The sequence below is a fragment of the Aquimarina muelleri DSM 19832 genome (assembly GCF_000430665.1).
GTDB lineage: Bacteria > Bacteroidota > Bacteroidia > Flavobacteriales > Flavobacteriaceae > Aquimarina > Aquimarina muelleri.
In genome coordinates this window covers 43,882-70,342 of record NZ_AUML01000001.1, presented here as the reverse complement: position 1 = coordinate 70,342, position 26,461 = coordinate 43,882, and the positions used below count along the sequence as shown (strand labels likewise).

Genomic DNA, 26,461 nt, shown 5'->3' with positions numbered 1-26,461 from the left:
TTTAAAACACAAGGATTATGAAATTTTCATCACTTTTATCCTTAATCTTTATCATAACTCTTAGTTCTTGCTCTACTGTGCGTGTTGCCTCGGATTATGATAAGCAGGCCAATTTTAATACTTATAAAAGTTTCGCCTTTTACAAGCCAGGAATAGACAAAGCAGAAATTAGTGACCTAGACAAAAAACGAATCTTAAGAGCTATCGAAGCAGATATGACAGCAAAAGGATTTACAAAATCATCTAATCCAGATATGTTGATAAGTATTTTTACAAAAACTAAAGAAAATGTAAATATCTACCAAAACAACTACGGTTGGGGATATGGTTGGGGGTGGAATCCTTGGTTTTGGGGAACTGGTTATAACACAGTTTCAACCACTACACAAGGAACTTTATATATAGATCTTATTGATGCTTCTAAAAAAGAATTAATTTGGCAAGGAATGGGTACATCTGCATTAACTCAAGATGTAAACAGAAAACAAGAGAAGGTAAATGAAATCGTTGCAGCGATTTTGGAGAAATACCCGCCTCAGGAAAATTAAGGAGTATAAATTACGTAAGTAGGTAAAATAGCTCTTCTGCGTAGAAGAGCTATTTTTTTATGTACATTTATGCAAAACTTGATACAACAATTTTATGCGTAATTTTCTACTTGGAGTGCTTATCACTGCATTTTTAGCATTTGGGATTAAATATTTTATAGATCAATCCAATACTAGAAAAACCGAAGTAGCATCTTCTGGCCTTATTCGCGATCAAATAAAAAATACAGGAAAACTTGTGGTTACCGAAGGTTATTTTTCTGATATTATTACTTATAAAGATGGTAAAACCTATTTTAATCTTATTACTTCTGAAAAGAAAATCATTGTATTGGTTAACGCCAATGTTCAAGTATCTTATGACCTAAGAAAAATTGAACATCACATAGACCCAGAAACAAAAACAGTAACAATCACCAAAATACCTGAAGCTGAGATCAATATTAATCCTGAAATAACATACCACGATATACAAGAAGGGATTATTAATAAGTTTAGTACTGATGATCACAATACTGTAAGAAAAATAGTTATTGAAAAATTGAATAAAAAAGTAAAGAAATCTACGCTTGTAACGAATTCAAAAAACAGATTAATTAGTGAGCTACAAAAAATATATCTTGTAACAAACTCTCTTGGGTGGACATTAAAGTATAAAGATATTTCTATAGACTCTCAAAAAGGTATTGAAAAACTAATTAAGTGATGGCGCTATCTTTTCTACCAAAAAAAAGATGGAAAGAAAACTCTCTCCATCTGTCAACTTATTAAAATCTGAACTTCAGAATTCACTTTGTCCCTTAAACTCTAGTATTTTACAGATTTATAGTTTTGTTTATGTATACAAAACGCTTTATTAAAAGCATACCCTACCTTTTCTTATAGAAATTTTTTAAAATATATTTTCTTTCTATATTTTTCTCTTTTACGGAATAGAACTCTTCAATAAAAATCATTTCTTTTTCCAAAATTCGAACTGAACTTATATTTTGCTTACTTACATAACCCGTAAGCTGTTCAAGATGCATTTCACTAAAGCAATATTTTATAAGTCCTTTGGCTATTTCTTTACCAAATCCTTTACCCCAAAAACATTCTCTTAATCGATATGCTATCTCAAATTCATTGATATCATTTTTGTATACGCCTCAGATTCCTATAAATTTATTACTACACTTTTCTACAACTGCCCATATTTTAAAAAAAACAGTCGTATCCTTATAGTATCCTATAAACCGATCTAATTCTGTTTTACTTTCCTTCCTATTCATTACTGCTTTGATATACAATATCACCTTAGAATTACTTTGCATATCATAAAACCATTCCTGATCATCTTCCTCTAAATGTCTTACAAAAAGCCTGTTGGTATCAAATAACATTATTTTACTAAAATAAACTCTACTCATAAAAAACAGTTACCTCATCTAAGTTTTTTCTTTTTAGATCTGGCACATAGGCAGGAAACTTTGGATATCCAACAGGAAGTAATAAAAAAGCTCTTTCGTTACTTGGCCTATTAAGTATGTCTGCCAAAAAATTCATTGGGCTTGGAGTATGTGTAAGAGTGACCAATCCTGCATTATGAATTGCAGATATTAACATTCCGCAAGCTATCCCAATCGATTCATTTACGTAATAATTATTATGTTTCCCTCCGTTTTCTTCTAGTTCATATACTTTTTTAAAAGCTATAATAAGCCAGGGAGCAATTTCTAGAAATGGTTTGTTCATATCTGTTGCAAGAGGTTCCAGATCTTTTTTCCAACGCTCACTCATTCTGTTTTCATAACTTTCTTTTTCTTCTATTTCGGCTGCTTTTCTAATTTTAGTTTTTAATGCTGGGTTAGAAATAGCACAAAATGTCCATGGTTGTTTATGTGCTCCAGATGGTGCTGTAGATGCGCTCTTAATAAGATTTTCTATTACTTCTTTTGGTACTGGTTCCTCAGAAAAATCTCGAACAGATCTTCTTTTATCCAACCAATCATAAAAAGACTTGCTCTTTTTAACGATTTCTTTTTCTGAAAGAATATCTGAATAATAACTAACGTGTTTGTGTCCATTAATATAAATACTGCTAGGTGCTTCCATCGTGTGTGATTTTATTGGTTATTAATTATTCATACAGTGTATACGTTATTTTTCTTTGGATTTTTTCCCCCAAGCAATTACTTGTACCCCTTCTGAATATTGAATTTTATGTGGTTTACCCTTTATCAATGTATCAAATCTTTTATATTTAACTTCTAAATTATGAATTTCAATTTCTCTTAAAGGCCATTCCAGATGATGAATTTCAAATTCATTAATGAATTTTTCTGTATCCTGAAACAATGCATATCGTTCTGTTAACCAAATATCTAATGCATTTTTTGTTTTAACCTTTTTTCCAATTAAAAATTTTATAAATAACTTATCCTTAAATATAGAGTTAATAGCTTGATAAGCGTACATGTCTCGTTTTATTTTAGAATACCTATATGGTAGTTCTGAAATCATTTTTGCGATTTTACAAGATAAGTTGGTCCCTCCTTCTATACTTAAAAAATATACTCCTGTTTTATTATTTAATTTTACGTAAGTTCTAATATTTATTTCATAGAAATTAGAAATTGGAGAAAAAGGCGGTAAATTTTTTGGTCGTATTTTCTCCATCGTAAAAGCTACTAAAGAAACCCATGGTTTTCCTTCGAACAAATCTATTTCTAATTCTTTTGGCACAAACTTCTGTAATTCATCTAATTCTACCTCCCAATGCAAAAATATTGCATTATTCCATTCTTGATAGAATTTCCAACTTTTATTGGGTATTTCCCAAGGCCTATGTGCTGTAGTATCTAATATACTTTTGATTTTCATTTTCTAAAAAAAACATTAATAGTGAGTAAAAAACATATCCTCTCTTTAATTTTATTATCTAACATCGGATATATCCTTAAACTTTTGAAATATTATTTACTATATAACACATTGTCATTTGCCCAGGTTTTCATAGCATCCAGAATTGGCTCTAACGATTGCCCTTTAGGTGTTAAGCTATATTCAACTTTTGGAGGAATAACCGGATATGATTTTCGGTTAAGTATTCCTAACTGTTCTAAATCTTTTAACTGCTGCGATAGCATTTTTTGACTAATACCATCTATAGATTTATCTAACTCATTAAAACGCATCACTTTATTTAATATCAACAACCAAATAATAACAGGTTTCCACTTTCCTCCTATTTTTTCCATAAATATGGTAATAGGGCACTCATTAGCTTGTTGATATTTTTTTTCATTTTTTTTTGTTGCAATATCCTCTTTATTCATCATTTTCCGAAGTAAAGGTTAGTTACTTACTTTATTGTAAGTACTTGTTTCAAAGTTAGTAACAATATACTTTTACACAAAAAATGATATGCAAAAAAATATTGTTATTACAGGAGGAACCAGCGGAATAGGTCTTGCCTGTGCTAAGTACTTAATCGATAACCAATATACAGTAATCATAACAGGCAGAACAGAACTTAACTTAAAGAATGCGCTTAAGGTATTAGAAAACAAAGCTACTGGGTATATCTCTGATACTTCTTCCTTAGAAGATATAGATATTTTGGTTGAAAAAATTAAAATACGGTTTAAAAAAATAGATGGTCTTTTTATTAATGCAGGAATTTTTAAGGCTGCTGGTTTTGAAGATACTACCGAGAATATTTTTGATCAAACTATGGGTATCAATTTTAAAGGAGCTTTTTTTACGATTCAAAAGTTCATACCTATTCTTAACAACCCATCTAGCATTGTCTTAAACACTTCTATTGTTGTATTTAAAGCTTTTAAAAACACAAGTGTTTACACTGCCAGTAAGGCTGCATTAGAATCTATTGCTAAAGTCTTGAATATCGAACTTACTCAAAAAGGTATTAGAATTAATATAATTAGTCCAGGAGTTACAGAAAGCCCAATACAAAAAAAATCAGGTATGGATGACAATGCCATAGATGATTTATTACGTCATTTTTCTGAAACCTCTCCTATAGGTAGAATATTGCAGCCAAAAGATATTGCTCCTATTTTAGAGTTTTTATTATCCAAAAACTCTCTAGTTTTACGAAATGAAAAAATTATAGTCGATGGAGGAACTACCCTTTAAATAGTCTTGAAATATGATTTATAATTCTATAATTTTAAAATTTCTTTGGTGTTTTTTAAGTACTCTTGAAAGAGACCCGAAGTTATTTTTGTGTTATACATTGGGATAAATTTCTTTATTTTTTTAGCTCCATCTGCAGATTCCAGAATCTCAGGAAAAGCCTTTTCTAGCACCTGTAACATAATTGAAGGAGCAGTCGATCGATCTTCTAGGCAACAATTAAGTTCACACAAAGCTGAATGTCCTGTTCCTGCATTGTTCCATGCTGCAGAAATTCCCTTTGCCAATTGATCTAAACGTTCTAATATTAGGATATTGGTTTCAGGTTTTAAAAGTTTTATTCTTAAAGCTAACGTGGCACTCATAACTCCACCTCCAATACAGATTAAATCATATTCTCTGTTTACCGTAATACCACTTTTAGCAATTGCTCTGTTGTTTTTATAAAAATAATTACGTTAAATCACTTTAATACGATTTACGGATGAGAATTGCGTATAAATAATTGCAAAGGTTTTTCGCTAGATTGATGAATCAAATTAAAGAATAGCCATAGCTATTGTTTCATTTTATGAAGAAAATATAGTAGAAAAAGAATGCGATTATATGCGAGATTTTTATTCGTAAATCGTATAAAACAGATTATAATCATTTTTCTTTCATAATAATCTTTTAAAAAAAAAGAGTCCTTCTAAATTATTTTTAGAAGGACTCCATAAAAACCGTGTAGTTTAATTAGCTCTTTAGACATGCTCACGAGGCATATTCCGAAAATGTAATTTTATTTCCGGGCTAAGTCTTGGGGTATTAACCTCTTAATAAGGGGTCAAATTTTAAGTAACAAACACTCTTTAAAATATAGAAAAATCTATTACTGGAGGATTTAAAACTATTGGATTTGTTGTGTTTTTAAATGACAGATGTAATCATCATCCATTCCGATTTCTTTTAAAAAAAGTTTATTTATTAATTTTAGTTTGGTTATCTATAATTTCAAAAGATTTTAAAGAAATTGAATGTCCTTGTCCATGTGCTTTCATAACCGCATTTACTTTTTCTAGATCTATACCTATATCACACTTATCTGATATGGCACAAACTACTATGTTTCCTGAGTGAGAAACATTAAATTTATAGTATTATTTTCAAAATATGGTTTATTATAAGTAGTATAACGTAAATCATTTATGGATATGTTTTTATTTATTATTTTTTAACCTTGGCATAAAATAATTCTTCCTAATAACGAAAGTTGTGCATCTTGCCATCGCTTGTATCTTTAAATTTTTTCTTAAAAATTAACCGAAAAGCTTGGTACTATTTCTTTTAGTAATTTATCATGGTTTTCTTCAACTATATACGAATAGAATGTTTAGGTCATTTTTTTCTAAAAACTTGTTATTCCTATGGAAAAAAGTAAGAATCTATTTTCTTAGAATTTTACATATTTAAAAGTATTATATCATTACTTCTTGTTGTATCAAAAAAAGATTTTTATGTAAAGCTTTTAGGGCAGAGGTTTTATCTTTAGTCTCTACTAATATCGAAATATTATTATCACTACCTCCAAAAGAAATCATTTTGATTGATATGTGGTTTAAAGCATCAAATAGTTTATGTGATTTTTTGTCTGTGATAATAGATTCCCCTACAATACAAATTATACTATTATGAGGTTCTATGATTACTTCTGCATATACCTCTATCTCTTTTTGAATTTTTATAAGATCATCTGTATCCTCTATTGTTAAGGATATTGATTTTTCTGAAGTAGCAACCATATCAATAGAAGTTTGATATTTATTAAATACTTCAAATATCCTTTTAAGAAAATCACAAGTCATTAAATCTCTGGATGATTTAATTTTTACAGCTGTTATCTTATCTTTTGCCGAAATAGCTTTTATTCCTCTAGCAATCGATTTATTTGAAATTATAGTACCTAATGCTTCTGTGTTAAATGTGTTTTTTAATACGATAGGAATATTTTTATCTATTACAGGAAAAACGGTTTGCGGATGTAAAATTTTGGCTCCAAAATACGCTAATTCTGAAGCTTCGTTATAAGATAAAGAAGGTATCGAAAAAGTATCTTCGACATATCTGGGGTCATTATTATGTACCCCATCTATATCTGTCCATATTTGTATCTCGTCAGCACCTAATGCAGCTCCAATTATTGTTGCAGAATAATCACTTCCTCCTCTTCTAAGATTATCTATATCTCCTTCCTTATTTCTACAAATAAATCCTTGTGTTATATATAACGGTATATTTGTTTTTTTTCTTAAAATTGAATTTAATTTCTTAGAAACCTTTTCTAGATTAGGATTTTCAATGTTATCTACCCACATAAAATCTTCTGCACTAAGTAACTCGTTAGGCACTCCTACTAAATTTAAATAGTCAGAAAATATATGCGTTAATAATGCTTCTCCACGAGTTATTATTTTTGAATGTAAAATTTCAGAGTATTCCATTGCAGACAGATCCAAAATCTCATTTATTATCTGCGATAAAACACTTCTCATTTTTTTTCGTTTATCTTCATCTTCTATTAAATTATCAATTACACCTACATGCTTTTCTTTCAAATTATATAATTGCAATGCAATTTCCTTTGTTTTTTTTAATTTAATATTTTCTGAAAGAGAAACTAATTGATCTGTAACTCCTGACATCGCTGAACAAACAACTATTTTTTGATCATAATCACTTTTGAGAATATTTTTTACTTTATTTAAGTTCTCAATAGACCCAAGAGAAGTTCCTCCAAACTTTAAAATTTTCATTCGAATAGATTTAATATATTAATATTAGCTATGCTTTAGACGAAAGCTACTGTAAGTATGTATTTACTAAAGTTAAATTATAAAAATAACCCTTTATCGGTTTTAAGGTTTATGATTCGAAATTTATCCATTGAAGTGCTTCTATCATAGAAAAAAAACATTTCTGATCTCTTAAAAAAGGAGTGGAATCAACCAAAAAACGTTATCTATACTATTTCTTTTCATTCTCCCAGAGCTCTTAAGTTTAGTTCAATACCTCCTTTTAATAATTTATCCTTAATGATGCTACATAATTGTTTAAAAATGACTCTAACTCAAAAAAGCTAAAGATTTACTTAAACTGCTGTAATATGTGTTTTTTTGGAATACTTTTATTAAGGTTTTATAAAATACGAATCGTTAGAAACGGAAGGGTTTTATAGGTAACATTCTATTATGGGTGTTTCTTAAGTTTAAGAAAAAGTAGATTCTAAATAATCCTCTTGACAAACGGCTATAGATGCTTTCATTATAGCTATTGCATTATCAATAATTTTTTTTGTAGTTATTAAAGGTGGAACAAAACGTAATACATTATTATGGTGTCCTCCTACTTCAAACAACAGACCCCTTTGAAAACATTCTGCTCTGAATTTCTTAACAAACTCTGGAAATGGTTCTTTTGTATCTCTATCTTTTACTAGCTCTACCCCTATCATCATACCTCTTCCTCTTACATCTCCTATAAATGGACTATCTAATTGTAGTTCCTTAAGTTTGTCCATTAAATATGCCCCAATGTATTTTGCATATTCTCCAATATTATATTCGTCTATAAAATCAAAAGCTCCTCTAGCAGCTGCAATACTTACTTGATTACCTCTAAATGTTCCAATATGTGCTGCGGGACCCCAAGCCTCTATTTCTTTTTTATAAATCAATCCAGAAATTGGAAACCCTATTCCACCAAACCCTTTAGAAAAGGTAATAATATCAGGAACTGCTTTTGTATTCATAAATTCTAAAAAACTTCCTGTTCTAAAGAACCCACTTTGAATTTCATCAAATATTACTAAAACATCATTTTCATGAGCTATTCTAACTAATTCTTCTAAATACCCATCTTCTGGAACGATATTACCTCCTTCTCCTTGAATTGGCTCTATAAGAATTGCTGCTGGTTTTGTTATTCCAGAATGACCATTGGTTAATACATTTTTAAAATACTCTATCCCTGAAATATTATTTTCATTGTCTCCTGTTATTGATTTATCCCGATATGGATAATTGTAAGGAACAAAATGAACATTGGGCATTAAAGAAGTAATATGATTTCTAAAAAATATATCCGAAGTTACTGCCAAAGCCCCAGAGGTCATACCATGATAACCGCCCATAAAAGCAATTATACCATCTCTACCTGTTTTTATTTTTGCTAATTTAATAGCTGCTTCTACAGCATCAGAACCTGTTGGGCCTCCAAAACATACTTTATAATCCTTTTGAATCTCTTCTGGTAAGTGTCCTATTATTTTTTTAATTAGACTAAGTTTATTTTCTGTAGGAAAATCTAATGCATGAATTAAATCTGATTGTTGTTCCTTAACATACTTTAACACATACTCATTACCATGCCCCACATTTAAAACTCCACATCCTCCAAAAAAATCAATAAAATAGTTGCCATCAACATCCTCTATAATACTTCCTTTTGCTCTTTTGATAGCTATAGGCATGTTCCTTGGGTATGAGACAACACTGCTTTCAATCTCTCCCTGTAATTTTAATAATTCTTTTGACTTTTCTCCCGGAAGTGTAGGTGTTACAATTCTTGCATCTTCAGACAAATGATATTTTTTGAGTGAATCCATAATTATAAATTATTTATATTAAAAAATTGAACAAAATATTAAACATTTTATAGTTTATCTATAGCAATAGTCAATGTTTCTAATCACTTAGAACAACTAGCTATAAACAATATAACTGCTTTTGGTATGCTTTTTAAGTAGTTTAAAAATGGTATTTATACTATATCCGCATAATATATAATAGAAGATATTGAAGTATTAGTTTGTTTATGTATTCTTAGCTAAAACACATAAAGGGATAAAAAATATAAAATTGTGAAATTCTAAATAAGAATAATTATCTGCTAATACGGTTTCTATAGAAAGATATGGTTAAAATCTTTTTTTTAAATATATCAAAATATTGATAATGATAGAATATATTAAACTCTTCCTTAATTATTTTTAATTCTCGCACAACTTTTATAAACTCAGAAGGGGATTACTATAGTATATTAGGAAAATCTTGAATTACTCATAATTTTAAAATGTCAGGTTATAGAATATTATACATAACTACGGTTCTTGAAAAATTTAAGATAAAACACAGATTGTTTTAGTTTACAACAATCATTATGAGTTAAGAAATACCTGCTATACCGTAGCTAACTGAGTAAGATAAGATGATGGAATTGTTGCTAATATATTCTGGTTTATAGAGTCTATTCGAACTATAATTTTATTTTCATTATTAACTTTAATAATTTCGCACCCTAGGCCTCCTAATGCCCCTATCTCTATTTTCCTAAGCTCTCCTACTTGTGGCTGAATATGGTTATTTTCAACTTCCATAGAGGCATCTATTTCCATAAGAAGCTTAATAGAGTTTATTTCATGCTCTTGAATTTTAGCAAATTCGGTTCCAAATCTTACAAAAAAGCAGAAACCTCTTATCGCAAGGACTTTTTCTGACTCTTTTCTAAAATCAATCTTTACAAAAAGGTAGGAAGGAAACAATGGTGATTCAATTATCTTTTTTCGATCACTCCATTCTCTAACCGTTTTAACCAATGGTAAAAACGTCTCTATATTATTTTCTTTTAATAGAGCTTCAATTTTCCTCTCATGACGTGATTTCACATATAACACATACCACTCCCTAGAGGGATTAATCTTCTTTTTCATTTTTAATGATATTGATAAAATTATTTTAATTAAGGGCAAGGCTTCGCCATTTGGCTCACATTAAGCCATAAACTTTATTATAAAAATCAAGAATATTGAAAAAATATTCTGAAATTCAGACAAACCCAAACATTAAAAAATTGTTTGAATTTATCTATTTCAAAAAATGAGGTGGGGTAATAAATTGCTATAAATAATAAATTTATAATTTCGTCTTATTTCGAATATATCAAAATCTAAAACCAGTACATTATAAATCTTATTACTATTAACTAACGTTTGTATTAAATTATCAGATAAATTAAAGTTACTTATCTAAAGTTGTTTTTATTATTTTGTTATTATAAAATCGATCAAACTAAAAGGCAAGGCTTCGCCATTTGACCCACATTTTGTCTTAAATTGTTTTTTTGTTATTTATTCAGAATTCTAAAAAAAATAAAATTTAACTTTTATAACTATTTTATTTTCTGTCTAAACCTATCTATTTCCAAAATAAAAATAAAGACTTAAATATCATTAAATCACATATTTTGCAATTTAATTTTAATGCTATGATCAAATTTACAAATCTTAATCAATAGAAAGGTTGTGGTTAAACCGTAATTAAATATTTTAAAAAAAACAAAAAAAATAAACCTTTGATTATAAGTGATATACGTCTGTTTTTTTGTTTAACATAAACTTTTTTTAACTAATAGTTAACTTTTTATTAGTATAGAAGAATCCTTCAAAGAAGCTTAACCAACATCTGTTATTAAAGACTATTTATACATGATTCCTTTTTAATATAGGTTTTTAAATTATTTTTTACATACTCAAAAAAAGCATAACTAAAAACGCTAATTTTAAGATAAAAGAGCATGGTAAGCTTATTGTTTCAAAAACAAAATTACATCTTTAATATAATTTATAAATTTATCTGACATTAAGCTTGCTATGAGAAATATTTATAAAGATAAATACAACTTCATAGAATAGAGAAGTAAAATCATTTGTTTCATTTTAAAGGTTTTAAAAGGTTTTATTTATTAGGTTATTATAAATAAGTTAATGCAAAACAGTCATTAACACTTAGTAAAATTAATATTATTTTAGACCAATCTTCTCCCTGTTTTCAGGTAAATCATCCCCCTGAAAACAGGGGGCTTATTAAGCCTTTATTTTAGTATTGAATAGTCTTGATAAAACAACTAGAAATATAACTTTATGAGTAAACACTTATCCTATCCTCCATCCTTTTTAGAAAGAGTATTTGACTATCTTATCTTTTCTACTTTACAGGAGAATGCTCATTGACCCATTTTAATATTGCTTTTTTATTGAAAATACAAAACGCTAAATATGTTACAAACATAACAATCCATATCAATAACATTCTTATTCCAGAAACATCTGAGAACAGGAGTATGATTTGTGAAATAAAGCCTGTAATCCATGATATTAAAATAGTTCCAACTAATATTCCAAAAGCAGTTTTAAAATAAGTACTAATACCTAATTTTCTGAATATATACATTGGGATCATCAAAAGGAAAATAGTAAAGAAAACTCCAAATGCCGCCCACATAACCATAAATACAGGCTCCTCATCTATTATTTTTAGAAGATCTATAAAACTAAAATTCAATTCCATTATACTGTTTTTCTTCGTTTGTAATTTGTAATAATTGCTTCTCTTTATAATTCATCAATTTAGATAAGATTACTGTAGGAAACTCTGCTATACCTATATTGTACATAGTTATGCTCTCATTATAAAATTCTCGTCGATCTGCAATTGCATCTTCAATTCCCGAAACCCTTTGTTGTAAAAGCATAAAATTATTATTTGCTTTCAAATCCGGGTAGTTCTCCGATACTGCAAAAATAGATTTCACCATTTTATCCATTTCATTAGATAATGAAATTTTATCCTCATCCTTTGTAGAATTCAGGAAATCTGTTCTTAATCTTGTAAGTTTAGTAAGCGTAGCTTCTTCATATTTCATGCTTTCTTTTACTACCTTTATAAGATTAGGTATTTCGTCTGCTCTTTGTTTTAGCAAAATATCAATATTAAAAAATGACTTTGCTACATTATTTTTTAACATTATTAGCTTATTATAAGCAGAAACGATAATACTAATAACCCCTAGTGCTAATAAAGCTAAGATGGAGTAAGAGATAAGTGGATTCATAAATTATTATTTTAACTATTAAAAACTATCTTGATTTGGTTTCGTATCATCTTCTGGAGCAACTTCATTTTTTGTAGCTTGTCCTGCTTCTGTTGCATTTGCTTCCTTTATATCTTCATTTACATGGTCTTGATTTACATGGTCTTGCTCTATAACAGTATTTGCATCTATATTGGCTATAAATTTTGGTGGATCTATTATAAGTGTATCGTTTTCTATTCGTATTGGAGAAATTAGAATAAGTGATGCTATAAAAGCAAAAAAGCAAGTAAATAATATAAATGAATTAAGTAAAGGTTTATAGGTATTATAATACTTCACTTTATCTACAGGTGCAATTGCAAATACTTTTTTGATATCTTCGTATTCAAAAACAGGTTGGTTGTTTTCTTTTAAACTCGCTTTACCAATTAACAACATTTTATCATTTGGTTGTAAAATAAATTGCGTGTATCTCTTTCCAGAACCTCTATATTGCTCATCTTCGGGAACGTATACAAATTCCATTTTATCAGGATTCACTTCAATTTTACCCGTTTCGTCTACCATATAAAAAGGGTTACAAGTAATTTCATCGAAGATGGTAGAAAAACTGTCTCGACCATCTTTATCGCTACTTATTTTTTCTATTCTATACCTAAAACCAATACACTCTTTGCTTTTTATGGGCGAAACTACTGGTTTTATCATCTCGAGAGTACCTTCTATTTCTGCTAACCCCATTGCAACCGAACGAATAGCAGCTGTTGGTAAAACTTTTTGATACTTCAAAAATCTGCTTTTATTGCTCGGAAAAAAAGAGGATAGCACAGGGACTATTAAAAATAATAATAAAAAGGCATGAATACCAATAAAAAAGAAACTTATAAAAAACAGTATCATAAGTAAAATACCTGCTATTTTTTTCCATAATGGAGTCTCCTTTGCATTGTATTTTCTTTTTATTTTGGCTATTTCTTTTTTCTCTTTATTTACAGATCTAATCCCTGAGTAAATAGCACCAATAATCCCTAATAAAAAAACAGATATAAAATGGAGTAATAATAACGGAAGAACTAATCTTTTGTCTATTACCGAGACTATCAATAATGATAAAGGGTTTAAAACAAAGAATAACCAAGGTTTAAACTTTAGATTAAATAATCCGCCTAATATCACAGTATGAAAAATAGCAATCCCACAACTAAAGAACATAAAAAAGATAACTTGAGGTGTATCTGCTTCATTCTTTAGTAAAAACTCAATAATATCATTCATTTTTTTGACTTGGGTTTAATAATATACAATCCGTTTGCGCCACTTTCTGTTTCTCCTGTTTGCGGGTTATAGTAATTTGAACCGCCTTCATAATAAAAGAAAGCTACTTTAGATTTATGTCTTTCGTGTTCTGGTAATTCATAAAGAAAAATGCCTTTATCTATATTTGATTTACTATAATATTTTATAGCGTTTTCTTTAAAAAATAATTTTTCTTCATTATAGGTTAACTCAAAAAATGCTGTTACCTCAAACGAAGGGGTTACCCAATCCGGAAAATCCCAATACCCTCCTGTATGATAATACTTTTCTTTTTTATAAGACAATACTTTTAAGGTGTTTTCAGAATGATAATTAAAACTTTTCTCCTTTAAAATTTGTGTATAATAAGTATCAAAATATTCGTCGGTATTGCGAGTCATTCCTGGGCTTTCTATAGTATATCGTTTATGTTTATCGTCCTTTAATACTATTAGCTTTTTGTTTGTAAACTTTGCCGGAAATTTTTCAAAATCTATCTGACCAATAGTATCCTTTGCTTCTAGATTGTTAGACAAATGGGTAAATCTATACTCTCCTTTTTGAGAAAAAATTAATTTCCATTGGGTATTGATTTTAAAATACATGGGATAGCATTGGCATTCCAGATCTATATTTTGATCTGTTTCATAAACTACCAGTTCTGCTTCCTTATAACTTTTCTCAAACTCTGTTTTAAAATCTTCGTCCTTAACTTCATTATTACTATTTATTATTTCAGAAAAAGTATGATACCTCATTTCGTTTCCAGAAAAATCGTATACTCCGTTTTTCACAAATACATACGGGATAAAATTAGCGAAATTTGCTGTAGAACTATATTCCTCTTGATGTAAAGAGTTTGTTATAATAACATTTCCTTCTCTATCTATTTTTGTTAATCCTTTACCGTTTCGTAAATAAAACTCACTTTTAATACTATCAAACAGTATCGGAAAAGCACTTGATATTGGAGTAATCACATACTTATCAGAGGCTACACTGTCTTTTAAAGAAGTAAATCTTTTATATGCCTTAGGCCTAAATATATCGGCAGTTGTAATATTAATAATGCTACATCTATCTAAAAAAAGGAAACAAAACAGTACAACAACAGATATAATTACAATCATTTTTTTCATAAACACTACTAAATCTAGTCAACTACCTATTTTTATTCATCTACAATCCAAAAGCTACCTTACGAGGTATATTTTTAAAACATCATAGGGAATTATCCCTTCAATAAGAGGCCATCCCAATTTATAAATCCATATCATAAGTAAAGGTTCTATATCGTATCAACTGTAATGGTGCGTCACTTTTGGGTTTTGTATAATAGAAGTTATGATAATAGGTTATAAATCGGGGAACACTCCCTTTTTCCCATTTACCAGAAAGCGGGGTAAAATCAATAACAGAAGTATCTTTTTTGCTCCAAATATCATATTTTCTTGCGAGAGAAACGAGCTTACCTTCATCAAAAAAAACGAGTTTACAACTATCTTTGGGCATCCATTTGAATTCGTTATTATATAATCTTTCTCTTTCTTTATACACCCATTCTTTTTTCATTCCTCGCAATTGCGATATTTCATATTCTGCTAATTGTATTTTATGTACAAATGATTTTGTATTTGCATTTTTAATATCTGATATCAATGTTTCATACGCTTTATAAACATTATCTAATAATATGTTTTTATCTAGCAATCGTAAATCTATAGCATTTTTCCAACTGTTAAATTCGTATTCTGGATTTGCCTCAAAGGTTATTTCTTTGCTATAATATCCTTTTTCAAAATCTTCCTTTTTTAAATCTGAGTATAAAATTTCAAAATTCTCTATTTCTTTTTCCTCATAAAATTCGTCTGTTATATTCGTTTTTTCTAATTTGAATTTTAATACTGGATCCTCATTTTTAGGAGTATATCCTTTCATTAAAGTAACATTCAAATCCAATACTATTTTTAATTTCTGTGTTCCTTTTTTATGGATAGCCATATCAATAAAAGAACTATTAACACGAACCAAACTTTGTATAACAGGAAAATTGTTTACAAAAACCTCAACAGGGTAATGAGTTTGAAGGTTTACAGAATAATCTAACTTGGATTTGTTATATATAATTTTTTCTACTAAACCTTTCTCCTCATTTATTTGCCCAGTACAAGAAACGGATAGTATTGTACATAAAATTGTAATAGCGAGTCTCGAAATAATCCTTTTTTTAAACTGAAATCTAACTGGTGTAATTTTAATCATGTATTGTACTGTATTTGTTATACTAGTTCTTATTTTGGTGTATTGTTACCCTAAATTGGAGGGTGTATTTTTTAATTATTCTTTATTCAATACCATTTCAATTTTAAAATAGTGTATATAAACTTTTTTTTACTTACTCTACTAATCCTTCCCCTTCCATATACAAATCCTCTAGTTGTTCTTTGATTTTATCGGATGGATTTGCCCACATACCTCGTTGTATTGCTTCTAGCAATCGTTCGCTCATATCTTTTAATGCCCAAGGATTATTTTGTTTTATAAATTCTTTATTTTCGGGAGTTAACAAATAGCTTTCGGTAATCCCCTCATACATAAAATCATCGATCAAATTGGTGGTTGCGTCATATGCAAATAGATAATCCAAGGTAGCTGCCATTTCAAAAGCGCCTTTATATCCATGGCGTTGTACTCCTGCAATCCATTTAGGATTAATTACCCGAGAGCGATATACTTTTAGTAACTCTTCTTTTAATGTTTTTACTTTAGGGGTTTCTGGTCTGGAGTTATCTCCAAAATAAATTTCGGCATCACTACCCTTTATAGTTTTTACTGCATTTGCTAATCCCCCATGAAATTGATAGTAATCATCACTATCCAGAATATCATGCTCTCGATTATCCTGATTTTGCATTACAATTTGCATGGCTTGTAATCGGTATTGAAAAGACTCGTGTGCCGATACTCCTTTTTTAGAATTTCCGTAGGCATAGCCACTCCAATTGATATATACCTTAGCAAGATCCTCTTGTGTTTGCCAGTTTTTTTCATCGATTACCGCTTGTAATCCTGCACCATAAGCCCCTGGTTTTGATCCAAAAACACGATATAAAGCACGTTGTGTTGCTTCTTCTTGTGGTAATCCTTGTCCTTGCCATTGGTTTTGTTCTTCTAAAAATCGTTTTCGGATTGGGTTATCCTCCAAAGGCTCTTCCAGATTAGCCAAGCGGGTAACTACCGCAGTAAATAAATTAATAACATCAGGAAATGCATCTCTAAAAAACCCTGAAATTCGCAAAGTTACATCTACTCTGGGTCTTCCTAATTGTATAATTGGGATCACTTCAAAGTCTGTTACTCTTCGGTTTACATTTTTCCAAATCGGTCGTACTCCCATTAATGCAAATGCTTGTGCTATATCATCTCCTCCTGTACGCATGGTCGAGGTTCCCCAAACAGAAATCCCTATGGTTTCGGGATACTCTCCGTTTTCCTGCAAATACCGATCGATGATCAGTTGGGCACTTTTTTCCCCTAACCGATATGCGGTTTCGGTAGGGATGGTACGTACATCTACAGAATAAAAGTTTCGTCCTGTAGGCAATAGATCTAATCTACCTCTTGTTGGTGCTCCAGATGGCCCCGATGGAACATAATATCCATTAAGCCCATCTAAAAGACAAGTTATCTCGTCTGTAGTTTGTTCTACTTTTACTAAGGTACTTGCTTTTATTTGTTGTAGCTGTATTGTAGTTCTTGGATAGAGTTCTGGTAGTGTTCCTTCTTGTAGATACAGGATAAGTACTCTTTTTACTATGTTTTCTAATTGTGCAGTAACTTGCCCTGCAGTTTTGCAAAAAACGCCTTCGATAGTTACCTCCATCGGTTCTGTATAGGCTATTTCTAAAATATTTTGGGTGATTTCTAAATCTTTAGCTAATGCTTGTGTTATGCCTTCTTGATGGTATCCTGGCACACGATGTAATGCAATTAACAGATCGATAAGTTGCTCCTCTACAGGGGCTTTTCCAAAAATGTGTAATCCATCCCTGATTTGTGCTTCTTTCAACTCACATAAATACCCATCTAGTTTCACTAATAACTCATCTACATCTTCGGTGGCTATTCCTAAGTCAATATTTAGCTTTGTTTCTTTTACTACTGTTGCTATTTCTTTTTCTAATACTCTAGCTCGTTTTGGGTCTAGTGATGCTGCTTCATAATATTCGTCTACCAAGTGTTCTAATTTCATCAAACCACCATAGGTTTCTGCACGGGTCATCGGCGGAATTAAATGGTCAATGATCACTGCTTGGTTACGTCGTTTTGCTTGTGTTCCTTCGCCCGGGTCATTTATGATAAAGGGATAAAAATGAGGTAATGCCCCAAATACGGCTGCTGGAAAACAAGTTTCAGGATCCAGAGATACACTTTTTCCTGGTAACCATTCCAAGTTTCCATGTTTTCCTAAATGGATTACTGCATCTGCGTTATAGCTTTGTTGTACCCAAAAATAATATGCTAAATATGAATAGGTTGGTGGCAAATCGGGAGAATGGTAAATTGCTTGTGGGTCTTGATTGTATCCTCGCGAAGGCTGAATGCTCACAAATATATTTCCTAATAAAAATCCGGAAACGATAAATCCAGCACCTGTATAATAGGGATCTTCTTCTGGTTCTCCCCATTGTTCTTTTATTTTATTTTGTAATTCGTTTGACAATGCCAAAAAACAGCTATCAAAATCCGAACGTTCAAAAACCAGTGCATGTGGTCTTGTTCTTGTAGTGGTAATATCATTAGTTGTTACCTGCGTTATCCAGTGCATCAGTTCTGTACCGTTTTGAGGTAATTGCTCTCCTACGTCGTATCCTTCCGCTTTAAGCGCATCTAATAAAACAATACAACTTTCTGGTGTATCCAAACCCACTCCATTAGCCAAACGGCTATCTTTATTTGGATAATTTGGCAAAATAACGGCTACTTTTTTATCTATATTTTTTTTATACTGTAGCACCGTCCATCGTTGTGCTAGTTCTGCCATAAACTCACATGCGGGGAGATATGCTTCATATTTTAAGATAGAACTATCGGTAAGGGTATCTTTGGTTATTTCTTTTTTAAAAGAAACTGCACGACCAATGATTCGCCCATCAATTTCGGGCAAGGCTATATTCATCGCAATATCGGTAGGTGGTAATCCAAAAAGCCCGTCTTGCCACACCTCTTTATTAGAAGTAGAAAATATAGCTTGCAGTACTGGTACTTTTAGTTTTTCAAAAATAAATGCAGAGCCATCCATCGGCTTGATGGTAAATCCTGTCGTATTCATAATGGTATGGATATTACGTTTTCCATTATATGTCATCAACATTTCTACCTGCTCTACTAACTCTGGATCTCTTAAATTACTAGCAAATACTACAAAGGCATTCATCCCTCTGCTATGTAGCGCACTAGCTATCACATGCAACGGCTCCATATTATCCGAGAGGTAATGGGTACGATATGCTAACAATACCACCGTAGGTTTAGAGCTATCTATTGTAGGTTCGAAAGCTTCCTGAGAGATCATACCTGTTTTTTGGGTATACAAAAATACCTCTGCAATAGATGTAGGAGGTACCATAGTAAAAGTGGTACCAAAAAAAGTGTTTTGTATATAGTTAAGTAATGCTATGGCATTTTCTTTTCCCCCTTCTTGCAAATATTGTCTGCATTGATGTACTATTTGTAGATCTGCCGAGGATAATTGCATCAATTCAAAATCGGGTTCATGCGCAGGTAAAAACAACACCGTATTACCTGTTTGTTCCTGCAACTCTACCAAAGATTCTACCAAATATTTATAATAACTAACACCCCCAAGCATGCTACAAACAATTACTTTAGCTTTGCTTAGTACTTCTTCGAGATAGGTATCGATAGTTAGTTCTTGTTTAAGATATACCAGATTGGTCATTCGTAAACTGGGTAGTGTATCTCCTTCGGTTTGGTACAGCTCTTTATAGGCTTCATTTAAGGTATGAATTTCTGTATCTCCTGCGCTAAGAAATACAATATCGCCTGGTTGTTGCTCTATATAAAATATCCCATCGTCATTGGGATTCCACCCTCCGGGTATGGTTGCTATTAAATGCATAAGTCTGCTGGTTGTTGTAACGCTGCCCAATACAAATGTATGTAGCTAGCGTATACGTTTTGATATTGATATATTTTTGTAGCAACTTCTTTTTCTCTTGCGGAAAATACTCTTGCTACCGTTGGTATATTATCGTCGTTCGATACTTTAGAGTAATGAAATTCGTGTCCCCATATTTCTATATCCTTAAAAATTACTTTACGATATCCTAGGGATAGTTTTTTGTCTTGCATAGAGGTATGAAACGGAAATATACCTGCCATAGGATATGCAGTTCCTTCTTCATTAACAATAGTAGTTCCTAAGTACATCATCCCGCCGCATTCTGCCAATATTTTTACTCCCCGATCTGCGGCTTGTTTAATTTGGTTTCGCATTGTGGTATTAGCAGACAATGCTTCTACATATAATTCTGGATATCCTCCTGCCAAATAAATGCCATCTGCTTCTGGTAGTTTTTGATCCCTAATTGGACTAAAATATATAATCTCTGCTATCGTTTCTAACCATTTTAGGTTTTCTAGATAGGTAAATGTAAATGCTTCGTCTTTGGCTACCGCGATTCTATATTTTTTTTCTCCCGTTGTCTTCACAGGGATTTTAGGATCGATTTTAGGATAGGTTTTGGTGTGTTCCAAAAGTTTTGGCAACGATATATGGGTTGCTATATGTGATGCTGCTTTTTCGATAACATTTTCAAAAAGGTCTTCAATATGTAGCCCTAAATGACGCGATGGGATAGCAATCTCTTTATTTGGCGGGATATATCCCAATGATGGTATCCCGACCGTATCGCACGCTTCTTTTAAAAAGGCGTAGTGAGATTCTGTTTTTACGAAATTAAAAATAACGCCTGCAATCTTAACTTGGGGGTCAAAAGTTTTTAACCCATGTAAGATCGGAGCTATAGTATATGCCATACTACTTGCATTTACTACCAAAATCACAGGTATATCCAACATTTTGGCTATCGCTGCAGAACTTCCTTCATCTTTTACGGCGCCATCAAACAATCCCATTACTCCTTCTACAATACTAATATCGGAAGCCGCATTATATCGCTCAAAAACATCGATCATGTGTTGTGCAGGCATCATAATTGTATCTAAATTTATTGCTGCTTTTCTTGCTGCAGTACCATGATGAATGGTATCGATATAATCGGGTCCGCATTTAAAAGTTTGTACGTTATACCCCTGATTACTAAACCATCTTGACACTCCTAAAGTAAGTGTTGTTTTTCCTGAGTTACTCCACGGAGCTGCTATTAAAAATGCTTTGGACATAGGTTTATAAAGAATTGAGATTTTAGATCGCTACGCTTTTAGAAGTTAGACCGCTTTTCTGTTAAAGATTAGATATTAGACTGTTTAATTTTTATAACTAAATACCAAAGATAGTTTAGTGTATAAGATATCGCAAGAGTACTATTATATAGTTTTGTTTAGATTGCTACGCTTTTAGAAGTCCAGACCGCTTTGCTGTTAAAGATTAGATATTAGACTGTTTGATTTTTATAACTACATACCAAAGCCCGAATTTTTAATATAAAACCGAAAAATAATAAATATAAAAGTTCAACAATAGATTGCTGAAGCACTCGAAACCGAAGCCCGGCACCATATTCACCGTCCCCGCAACTTATTTTATGTCCCCAGCGATATAGAACCTCTTCCTGGCAATAAAAAATCCTTCCCGTAGGTGTGTTTACCTTTCCCGTAAGTATAGAGACCCTTCCCAGCAGTTAACAATGCTCTCCCGGCACTATAAAACCCTTTCCCGGCAGTGTCGTACCCCTTCCCGGCAATCAAAAGTATCGTCCCGGCTGCCGGGAGCAAGTATATCATGGGTTGGGGTCACTCTAAAGGCATCCTTTGTAAAGATTGCATAGCTGGCAGAGACAATCGAAGCTCAGGAGTTGTGGTTGCAAATCGCGGGATACGGCACTCGAAGCCCTCTCATTCCAGACTTGATCTGGAATCTACTTTGGGGAGCAACAATACCCTTATGGATTCCAGCCTACGCTGGAAGGACAAATCAAAACAAGCCCTGTCATTCCAGACTTGCCCTGGAATCTACTTTGGGGAGCAACAATACTCTCATGGATTCCAGTTTACACTGGAAGGACAAATCAAAACAAGCCCTGTCATTCCAGACTTGCCCTGAAATCTGGTATGGGGAAACAACAAGTGTATTAAAAATCAGAAATAGTACTATAACCAAGTCGTAACTGCTGTGCCAATTGCTGTGCTTTGCCTAATCGTACAAAACCATATTCTGTATCTACAATGGTGGCTTTAGGGATTCTGGCAAGATACTTTTTGTAGGTAGTAACTGCGTATTGAAACGGGTTTTCTGTTCCTGTATTTATTTTTCCATCTGTAAAGACAAACAATTGTACGGTTTGCATATTCATGGATCGTAAAACTTCGTATACTTTAAAAAAAGCCGCTCCCAAATTGGTTTTTCCTCCTGTTTTTAATTGGTAATTTACCGATAAAATCTGTGGTGTACTGGTTGTAAATTCCTGAAAAACTTTTGCGGTTGTGTCTTGTAAACCTACAATGGCATACTGTACTTTTTGCATTGGGCAGGAAGTGATCGTTTTTTCGATAATGCCTTTTATATATCCCATCTGTTGCTCTATCGCCATAGATGCACTGGTATCTACCAAAAATACAATTCGCGCTACTGCTTTTTTTGTTGCTTGTTTGTATATGGTTCTAAATTTATTGGTACTAAGATAATTTTTTACCGATTGCAGTACCGAAATTTCAGGTTGTCGCTGAGCTGGATAAGATACCTGATATAGTTTTTGTAATGTATCTAATGGGATTTCTTGTTTTTTGGTTGCTTTTGAAGCGGTAAATTTTAAGCCTTGCCGTACAGTTTTTGGCAATTGATATGTAGTGTTACTTTGTCCATTTTGAGGAGCTGTTTCCTCTTTAGGTTCTTGATTTTCTGGATCAGAAGATTGTTCTTGATCTTGATTAGATGGTGGTGTATATTCTTTTGCACGATGTTGTAATACAAATGGAGCTATTACAGTTACCATTTCTGTGGTTACCTGTTCCTTATTATAATATGCAGCATAAGCTCTTGCTGTTTTTAATAATAAAATATCTGCGCGCATTCCTTCTACCTGATTAGCAATGGTGAGTTCTGCGCATTGCTCTTGTATAGTTTCTGAAATGGTTACTTTATGAAGTCGTTCTTTTGCTAAAAGAACCTGAGTTTTAATGGTTCTTTCTTCTTTTTCAAACTTTTGATAAAATGCCTCTGGATCACTATCAAAGTTAAGGCGTTGCATGGCTATCTTGGTTCGAATTTTTATTTCTTTTGGGGTAGTAATATGTACACTTAATCCAAATCGATCTAATAATTGGGGGCGCAATGCGCCTTCTTCTGGATTCATAGTACCTACCAAACAAAAACGACTATCCATCCATTGCGAGATACTTTCCCTTTCTAGATGATAGCCTCCTGTTGCCGATGCATCTAATAATACATCCATTAGATAATCATTCAATAAATTTACCTCATCGATATATAAAAACCCCTGATGTGCTTGCGCTAGTAGTCCTTTGTCTACCATAGTGGTTTTTTGGTTAATTAATGCTTCCAGATTAATGCTTCCTAGCACCCGATCCTCGGTAGCACCTATTGGCAAATTAACAAACGGAAAATCGTCTCCCATTAATTGACTCAATCCTCGTACCATAGTGGTTTTGGCGGTACCTTTATCTCCTGTTGCCAAAACGCCGCCAATACTTGGGTCTATCAGATTGAGTACTAAACATAATTTTAAATCTTCCTGATCTAGGATTGCAGTAAAAGGATAGGTGTATTTGGATTGCATTAGCGTATGTATGGTTTTTGATCTTAATGGATGGTAAAAATACGGAATTATGTTTGTGGGGACGACAAGTATAACGTATTCATACTAATAAACGAATTGTCCTCTGGTGTAGACCGGGGTCATTTTAATCATACCAATCATAGGCTAAATCTTTCCAATTTGAATTTTCTTCTTCTATAAGGTCTATTTTCCATTGTCGATTCCAAGATTTCAATCTTTTCTCTCTAGTGATAGCATCATTTACATATTGGTATACCTCAAAATAAACTAATTTATCTACTCCATATTTTTTAGTAAAACCTTCTACACTTTTATTTTTATGCTCAAAAATCCTTCTTTCTAGATTATTAGTCATACCTATGTAGAGTGTTCCATTCTTTTTATTTGTAAGTATATAAACAGCATATTGATGTTTAGGTTTTAGCATGTGATGTACATTTGGATTCCAGTTTACACTGGAATGACAAGACTTTTAGATAAAAATAATGTTTAATTACTTAAAGTCAATCTCTAACAAGGAAATCTTATATAGATTCTAGCCTTTAGTTTATCCTGAGCTTTCTGAAGGGCTGGAAGGACAAATCAAAGACAATTCGTTTTCACTCCTTATGGATTCCAGCCTACGCTGGAATGACAAATCAAAGACAAGCCCTGTCATTCCAGACTTGATCTGGAATCCAGTATGGAGCAGCAATTCCCTCATGGATTCCAGTTTACACTGGAATGACAAATCAAAGACAATTCGTTTTCACTCCTTATGGATTCCAGCCTACGCTGGAATGACAAATCAAAGACAAGCCCTGTCATTCCAGACTTGATCTGGAATCCAGTATGGAGCAGCAATTCCCTCATGGATTCCAGTTTACACTGGAATGACAAATCAAAGACAATTCGTTTTCACTCCTTATGGATTCCAGCCTACGCTGGAATGACAAATCAAAGACAAGCCCTGTCATTCCAGACTTGATCTGGAATCCAGTATGGAGCAATCCAATCAAAATCTATTAAGTGTTCCAGATTATCTGTTCTTTTATCGTCTGGATTTGATCTTAAGTATTTAACACTACAAATCTCTGGCATATCAGGGAGCCAAACAATCGTCAAAAATACCTGTATTGCATCCTCAATTCTATGGAGTTTTAGTTAACATCAAATAAATTATCATAAAATTTTAACACTTCACAAACTAAATCTGCTAATAATTCCCTATTTTTAGGATAGTATTGAACCTCACTTTTTACACAAAAAGCAAGTTCAATCTTTATATAGATGTCAACGAATTATTAATCCTATAAAAAACAAATTCGTTACAAACCCCTATCTATCTCAATGATATTAATTTTTATTTTACTCATAGAAACCTACTATTTATATGAAAAGAATTTTAGCGATAGATGACCAACAACTTATTTTATTATCCTTAGAAAAACACCTTACCGATTTAGGATACACTATTAAATGTGCTAGCGATGGTCAAACAGGGTTAGAGTTATTTGAATCTTTTAAACCCGATATTGTTATCGTAGATATTAATATGGACGGCATGTGTGGTTTAGAAGTAATTAAAAACATTCGTCAAGAAAAAAAATCGGATGTTAAGATTTTAGTAATGTCTGGTAATACCGATGAGGATACTATCATAGATGGTTTTGATTTAGGGATCGATGATTATATGAAAAAACCATTATCTCTTAATGAAATATCTGCTCGAATAGCCAGAATTTTTGGGATAAAGTCTGAAAAACTTTTAGATAACAGTTCTAAAGGACAAATGTTACAAAGACATTGTGTAGGAGTAGTGATCCCTTGTTACAATGAAGAAAAACGACTTTTAAGTAAAGAGTTTATTGATTTTACTCATAGTAATTTAGGATACCACTTATGCTTTGTTAATGATGGTAGTACCGATAAAACGTTAGAGGTGTTAAAAAAATTATCTAAAGGGCGAGAAGATAACATTAGTGTTTATAATTGTGCTAAAAATGGAGGAAAAGGAGAGGCTGTACGCCAAGGAGTTCTTCATCTAGCCAAAGACCCTCAGTTAGATTATATAGGATATCTGGATGCCGATTTGTCTACAGATTTTAAAGATTTTGACGATTTGGTTAAAACTATAGAGTCTTCAAAATTTAAAATTGTAAGCGGTTCCAGAATGAGTAGAATGGGAGCTAACATTACGAAAGAATCTGCACGTAAAATAATAAGCAAAACTATTAATTTAATTATCCGAAATATCCTAGGAATGTCTTTTAACGATACGCAATGCGGCGCAAAAATTATGGATCGGGAAATAGTAAATGAAATGTTTCGTGAAAAATTTATAACAAAATGGTTATTTGATGTAGAGATTTTTATGAAAATGCGTAAGTTTTATGGTAAAGAAAAGGCTATTTCTTATATATGTGAACAACCTCTTAAACGGTGGATTCATGCAGATGGCTCAAAATTATCTATGAAAGATTCCATAAAAATTGTGGGACAACTTGCCCATATTGCTTATTACTATAATTTTAAGGTAAAATCAAAAGTTAAGTAAAACTATAGTTTCCTAAATAAAAAAGTTCTACT

Annotated in this window: 23 protein-coding genes; 4 read left to right on the top strand and 19 right to left on the bottom strand. The window is 31.7% G+C overall.

The annotated features are described in order from the left end of the window. Positions 1-17: 17 nt before the first annotated feature. Both H527_RS0100325 and H527_RS0100320 read left to right on the top strand, forming a co-directional pair. Positions 18-548, top strand: coding sequence for a DUF4136 domain-containing protein (locus H527_RS0100325; protein WP_027410863.1), 531 nt, complete (start codon positions 18-20; stop codon positions 546-548). 94 nt (positions 549-642) lie between these two features. Continuing rightward, positions 643-1,254 (top strand): DUF4230 domain-containing protein, encoded by a 612-nt coding sequence (locus H527_RS0100320; protein ID WP_027410862.1) that lies wholly within the window; start codon positions 643-645, stop codon positions 1,252-1,254. 163 nt (positions 1,255-1,417) lie between these two features. Here the strand turns inward: H527_RS0100320 and H527_RS24785 are convergent, their stop codons facing one another. The 5 genes from H527_RS24785 to H527_RS0100295 all read right to left on the bottom strand — a co-directional run bounded on the left by H527_RS24785 (position 1,418) and on the right by H527_RS0100295 (position 3,868). Further along, positions 1,418-1,678: a GNAT family N-acetyltransferase gene (locus tag H527_RS24785; protein ID WP_081414522.1), complete on the bottom strand. Its 261-nt coding sequence runs from the start codon at positions 1,676-1,678 to the stop codon at positions 1,418-1,420. A gap of 18 nt (positions 1,679-1,696) precedes the next feature. Next, positions 1,697-1,957, bottom strand: a complete 261-nt coding sequence (locus H527_RS0100310) for a GNAT family N-acetyltransferase (protein WP_027410861.1) — start codon at positions 1,955-1,957, stop codon at positions 1,697-1,699. Continuing rightward, the gene (locus H527_RS0100305; protein ID WP_027410860.1) at positions 1,950-2,642 is read right to left on the bottom strand and encodes a nitroreductase family protein; all 693 of its coding nucleotides are present in this window, start codon (positions 2,640-2,642) and stop codon (positions 1,950-1,952) included. The genes H527_RS0100310 and H527_RS0100305 overlap by 8 nt, the downstream gene beginning before the upstream one ends. Positions 2,643-2,687: 45 nt before the next feature. Continuing rightward, the gene (locus H527_RS0100300) at positions 2,688-3,410 is read right to left on the bottom strand and encodes a YqjF family protein (RefSeq protein WP_027410859.1); all 723 of its coding nucleotides are present in this window, start codon (positions 3,408-3,410) and stop codon (positions 2,688-2,690) included. A gap of 92 nt (positions 3,411-3,502) precedes the next feature. Beyond that, a complete protein-coding gene (locus H527_RS0100295) occupies positions 3,503-3,868 on the bottom strand; it encodes a winged helix-turn-helix transcriptional regulator (protein ID WP_081414521.1) in 366 nt (121 codons plus the stop codon). Positions 3,869-3,953: 85 nt separating this feature from the next. Here H527_RS0100295 and H527_RS0100290 point away from each other — a divergent pair, with 85 nt between their 5' ends. Further along, entirely contained in the window at positions 3,954-4,688 is a 735-nt protein-coding gene (locus H527_RS0100290; protein ID WP_027410857.1) for an SDR family oxidoreductase, read from the top strand. A gap of 26 nt (positions 4,689-4,714) precedes the next feature. Here the strand turns inward: H527_RS0100290 and H527_RS24760 are convergent, their stop codons facing one another. The 14 genes from H527_RS24760 to H527_RS23805 form a co-directional block, all read right to left on the bottom strand. Continuing rightward, the gene (locus H527_RS24760) at positions 4,715-5,053 is read right to left on the bottom strand and encodes a malate:quinone oxidoreductase (RefSeq protein ID WP_027410856.1); all 339 of its coding nucleotides are present in this window, start codon (positions 5,051-5,053) and stop codon (positions 4,715-4,717) included. A gap of 1,092 nt (positions 5,054-6,145) precedes the next feature. Beyond that, positions 6,146-7,480: an aspartate kinase gene (locus tag H527_RS0100280; RefSeq protein WP_027410855.1), complete on the bottom strand. Its 1,335-nt coding sequence runs from the start codon at positions 7,478-7,480 to the stop codon at positions 6,146-6,148. Positions 7,481-7,932: 452 nt separating this feature from the next. Next, the gene (locus tag H527_RS21045; protein ID WP_051316563.1) at positions 7,933-9,330 is read right to left on the bottom strand and encodes an aspartate aminotransferase family protein; all 1,398 of its coding nucleotides are present in this window, start codon (positions 9,328-9,330) and stop codon (positions 7,933-7,935) included. A gap of 573 nt (positions 9,331-9,903) precedes the next feature. Further along, complete coding sequence (locus H527_RS0100270) at positions 9,904-10,434, bottom strand: UpxY family transcription antiterminator (protein ID WP_035087019.1); 531 nt, start codon at positions 10,432-10,434, stop codon at positions 9,904-9,906. Between the two features lie 1,273 nt (positions 10,435-11,707). Then, entirely contained in the window at positions 11,708-12,070 is a 363-nt protein-coding gene (locus H527_RS0100265; RefSeq protein WP_027410853.1) for a G protein-coupled receptor family protein, read from the bottom strand. Beyond that, complete coding sequence (locus H527_RS0100260) at positions 12,054-12,614, bottom strand: LemA family protein (RefSeq protein WP_027410852.1); 561 nt, start codon at positions 12,612-12,614, stop codon at positions 12,054-12,056. Before H527_RS0100260 ends, H527_RS0100265 begins: the two co-directional genes overlap by 17 nt. A gap of 18 nt (positions 12,615-12,632) precedes the next feature. Further along, positions 12,633-13,871 (bottom strand): hypothetical protein, encoded by a 1,239-nt coding sequence (locus tag H527_RS0100255; protein WP_027410851.1) that lies wholly within the window; start codon positions 13,869-13,871, stop codon positions 12,633-12,635. Next, positions 13,868-15,022 carry a hypothetical protein gene (locus tag H527_RS0100250; RefSeq protein WP_155837771.1) on the bottom strand — a complete coding sequence of 385 codons (1,155 nt, stop codon included), beginning with the start codon at positions 15,020-15,022 and terminating at the stop codon, positions 13,868-13,870. The genes H527_RS0100255 and H527_RS0100250 overlap by 4 nt, the downstream gene beginning before the upstream one ends. 130 nt (positions 15,023-15,152) lie before the next feature. After that, complete coding sequence (locus H527_RS0100245) at positions 15,153-16,154, bottom strand: hypothetical protein (RefSeq protein WP_027410849.1); 1,002 nt, start codon at positions 16,152-16,154, stop codon at positions 15,153-15,155. Positions 16,155-16,287: 133 nt separating this feature from the next. Then, the gene (cobN, locus tag H527_RS0100240; protein WP_027410848.1) at positions 16,288-20,034 is read right to left on the bottom strand and encodes a cobaltochelatase subunit CobN; all 3,747 of its coding nucleotides are present in this window, start codon (positions 20,032-20,034) and stop codon (positions 16,288-16,290) included. Beyond that, positions 20,025-21,320 (bottom strand): cobyrinic acid a,c-diamide synthase CobB, encoded by a 1,296-nt coding sequence (locus H527_RS21040; protein ID WP_035087017.1) that lies wholly within the window; start codon positions 21,318-21,320, stop codon positions 20,025-20,027. The genes cobN and H527_RS21040 overlap by 10 nt, the downstream gene beginning before the upstream one ends. A gap of 908 nt (positions 21,321-22,228) precedes the next feature. Next, entirely contained in the window at positions 22,229-23,893 is a 1,665-nt protein-coding gene (locus H527_RS22910; RefSeq protein ID WP_051316562.1) for a VWA domain-containing protein, read from the bottom strand. 124 nt (positions 23,894-24,017) lie between these two features. Next, on the bottom strand, positions 24,018-24,320 hold the full coding sequence (locus H527_RS0100215) for a GIY-YIG nuclease family protein (RefSeq protein WP_027410845.1): 303 nt from the start codon (positions 24,318-24,320) through the stop codon (positions 24,018-24,020). 509 nt (positions 24,321-24,829) lie between these two features. Further along, positions 24,830-24,997, bottom strand: a complete 168-nt coding sequence (locus H527_RS23805) for a DUF3892 domain-containing protein (protein ID WP_155837770.1) — start codon at positions 24,995-24,997, stop codon at positions 24,830-24,832. Positions 24,998-25,265: 268 nt separating this feature from the next. Between H527_RS23805 and H527_RS0100205 the strand changes: the two genes are divergently transcribed. After that, the gene (locus tag H527_RS0100205) at positions 25,266-26,429 is read left to right on the top strand and encodes a response regulator (protein ID WP_035087015.1); all 1,164 of its coding nucleotides are present in this window, start codon (positions 25,266-25,268) and stop codon (positions 26,427-26,429) included. Positions 26,430-26,461: the final 32 nt, after the last annotated feature.

What these genes read in the sequence shown, in the direction of transcription:
- H527_RS0100325 (WP_027410863.1), top strand. Translation starts at nt 18, where the DNA reads ATGAAATTTTCATCACTTTTATCCTTAATCTTTATCATAACTCTTAGT.
- H527_RS0100320 (WP_027410862.1), top strand. Translation starts at nt 643, where the DNA reads ATGCGTAATTTTCTACTTGGAGTGCTTATCACTGCATTTTTAGCATTT.
- H527_RS0100310 (WP_027410861.1), bottom strand. Translation starts at nt 1,957, where the DNA reads ATGAGTAGAGTTTATTTTAGTAAAATAATGTTATTTGATACCAACAGG.
- H527_RS0100305 (WP_027410860.1), bottom strand. Translation starts at nt 2,642, where the DNA reads ATGGAAGCACCTAGCAGTATTTATATTAATGGACACAAACACGTTAGT.
- H527_RS0100300 (WP_027410859.1), bottom strand. Translation starts at nt 3,410, where the DNA reads ATGAAAATCAAAAGTATATTAGATACTACAGCACATAGGCCTTGGGAA.
- H527_RS0100295 (WP_081414521.1), bottom strand. Translation starts at nt 3,868, where the DNA reads ATGATGAATAAAGAGGATATTGCAACAAAAAAAAATGAAAAAAAATAT.
- H527_RS0100290 (WP_027410857.1), top strand. Translation starts at nt 3,954, where the DNA reads ATGCAAAAAAATATTGTTATTACAGGAGGAACCAGCGGAATAGGTCTT.
- H527_RS24760 (WP_027410856.1), bottom strand. Translation starts at nt 5,053, where the DNA reads ATGAGTGCCACGTTAGCTTTAAGAATAAAACTTTTAAAACCTGAAACC.
- H527_RS0100280 (WP_027410855.1), bottom strand. Translation starts at nt 7,480, where the DNA reads ATGAAAATTTTAAAGTTTGGAGGAACTTCTCTTGGGTCTATTGAGAAC.
- H527_RS21045 (WP_051316563.1), bottom strand. Translation starts at nt 9,330, where the DNA reads ATGGATTCACTCAAAAAATATCATTTGTCTGAAGATGCAAGAATTGTA.
- H527_RS0100270 (WP_035087019.1), bottom strand. Translation starts at nt 10,434, where the DNA reads ATGAAAAAGAAGATTAATCCCTCTAGGGAGTGGTATGTGTTATATGTG.
- H527_RS0100265 (WP_027410853.1), bottom strand. Translation starts at nt 12,070, where the DNA reads ATGGAATTGAATTTTAGTTTTATAGATCTTCTAAAAATAATAGATGAG.
- H527_RS0100260 (WP_027410852.1), bottom strand. Translation starts at nt 12,614, where the DNA reads ATGAATCCACTTATCTCTTACTCCATCTTAGCTTTATTAGCACTAGGG.
- H527_RS0100255 (WP_027410851.1), bottom strand. Translation starts at nt 13,871, where the DNA reads ATGAATGATATTATTGAGTTTTTACTAAAGAATGAAGCAGATACACCT.
- H527_RS0100250 (WP_155837771.1), bottom strand. Translation starts at nt 15,022, where the DNA reads ATGATTGTAATTATATCTGTTGTTGTACTGTTTTGTTTCCTTTTTTTA.
- H527_RS0100245 (WP_027410849.1), bottom strand. Translation starts at nt 16,154, where the DNA reads ATGATTAAAATTACACCAGTTAGATTTCAGTTTAAAAAAAGGATTATT.
- cobN (WP_027410848.1), bottom strand. Translation starts at nt 20,034, where the DNA reads ATGCATTTAATAGCAACCATACCCGGAGGGTGGAATCCCAATGACGAT.
- H527_RS21040 (WP_035087017.1), bottom strand. Translation starts at nt 21,320, where the DNA reads ATGTCCAAAGCATTTTTAATAGCAGCTCCGTGGAGTAACTCAGGAAAA.
- H527_RS22910 (WP_051316562.1), bottom strand. Translation starts at nt 23,893, where the DNA reads ATGCAATCCAAATACACCTATCCTTTTACTGCAATCCTAGATCAGGAA.
- H527_RS0100215 (WP_027410845.1), bottom strand. Translation starts at nt 24,320, where the DNA reads ATGCTAAAACCTAAACATCAATATGCTGTTTATATACTTACAAATAAA.
- H527_RS0100205 (WP_035087015.1), top strand. Translation starts at nt 25,266, where the DNA reads ATGAAAAGAATTTTAGCGATAGATGACCAACAACTTATTTTATTATCC.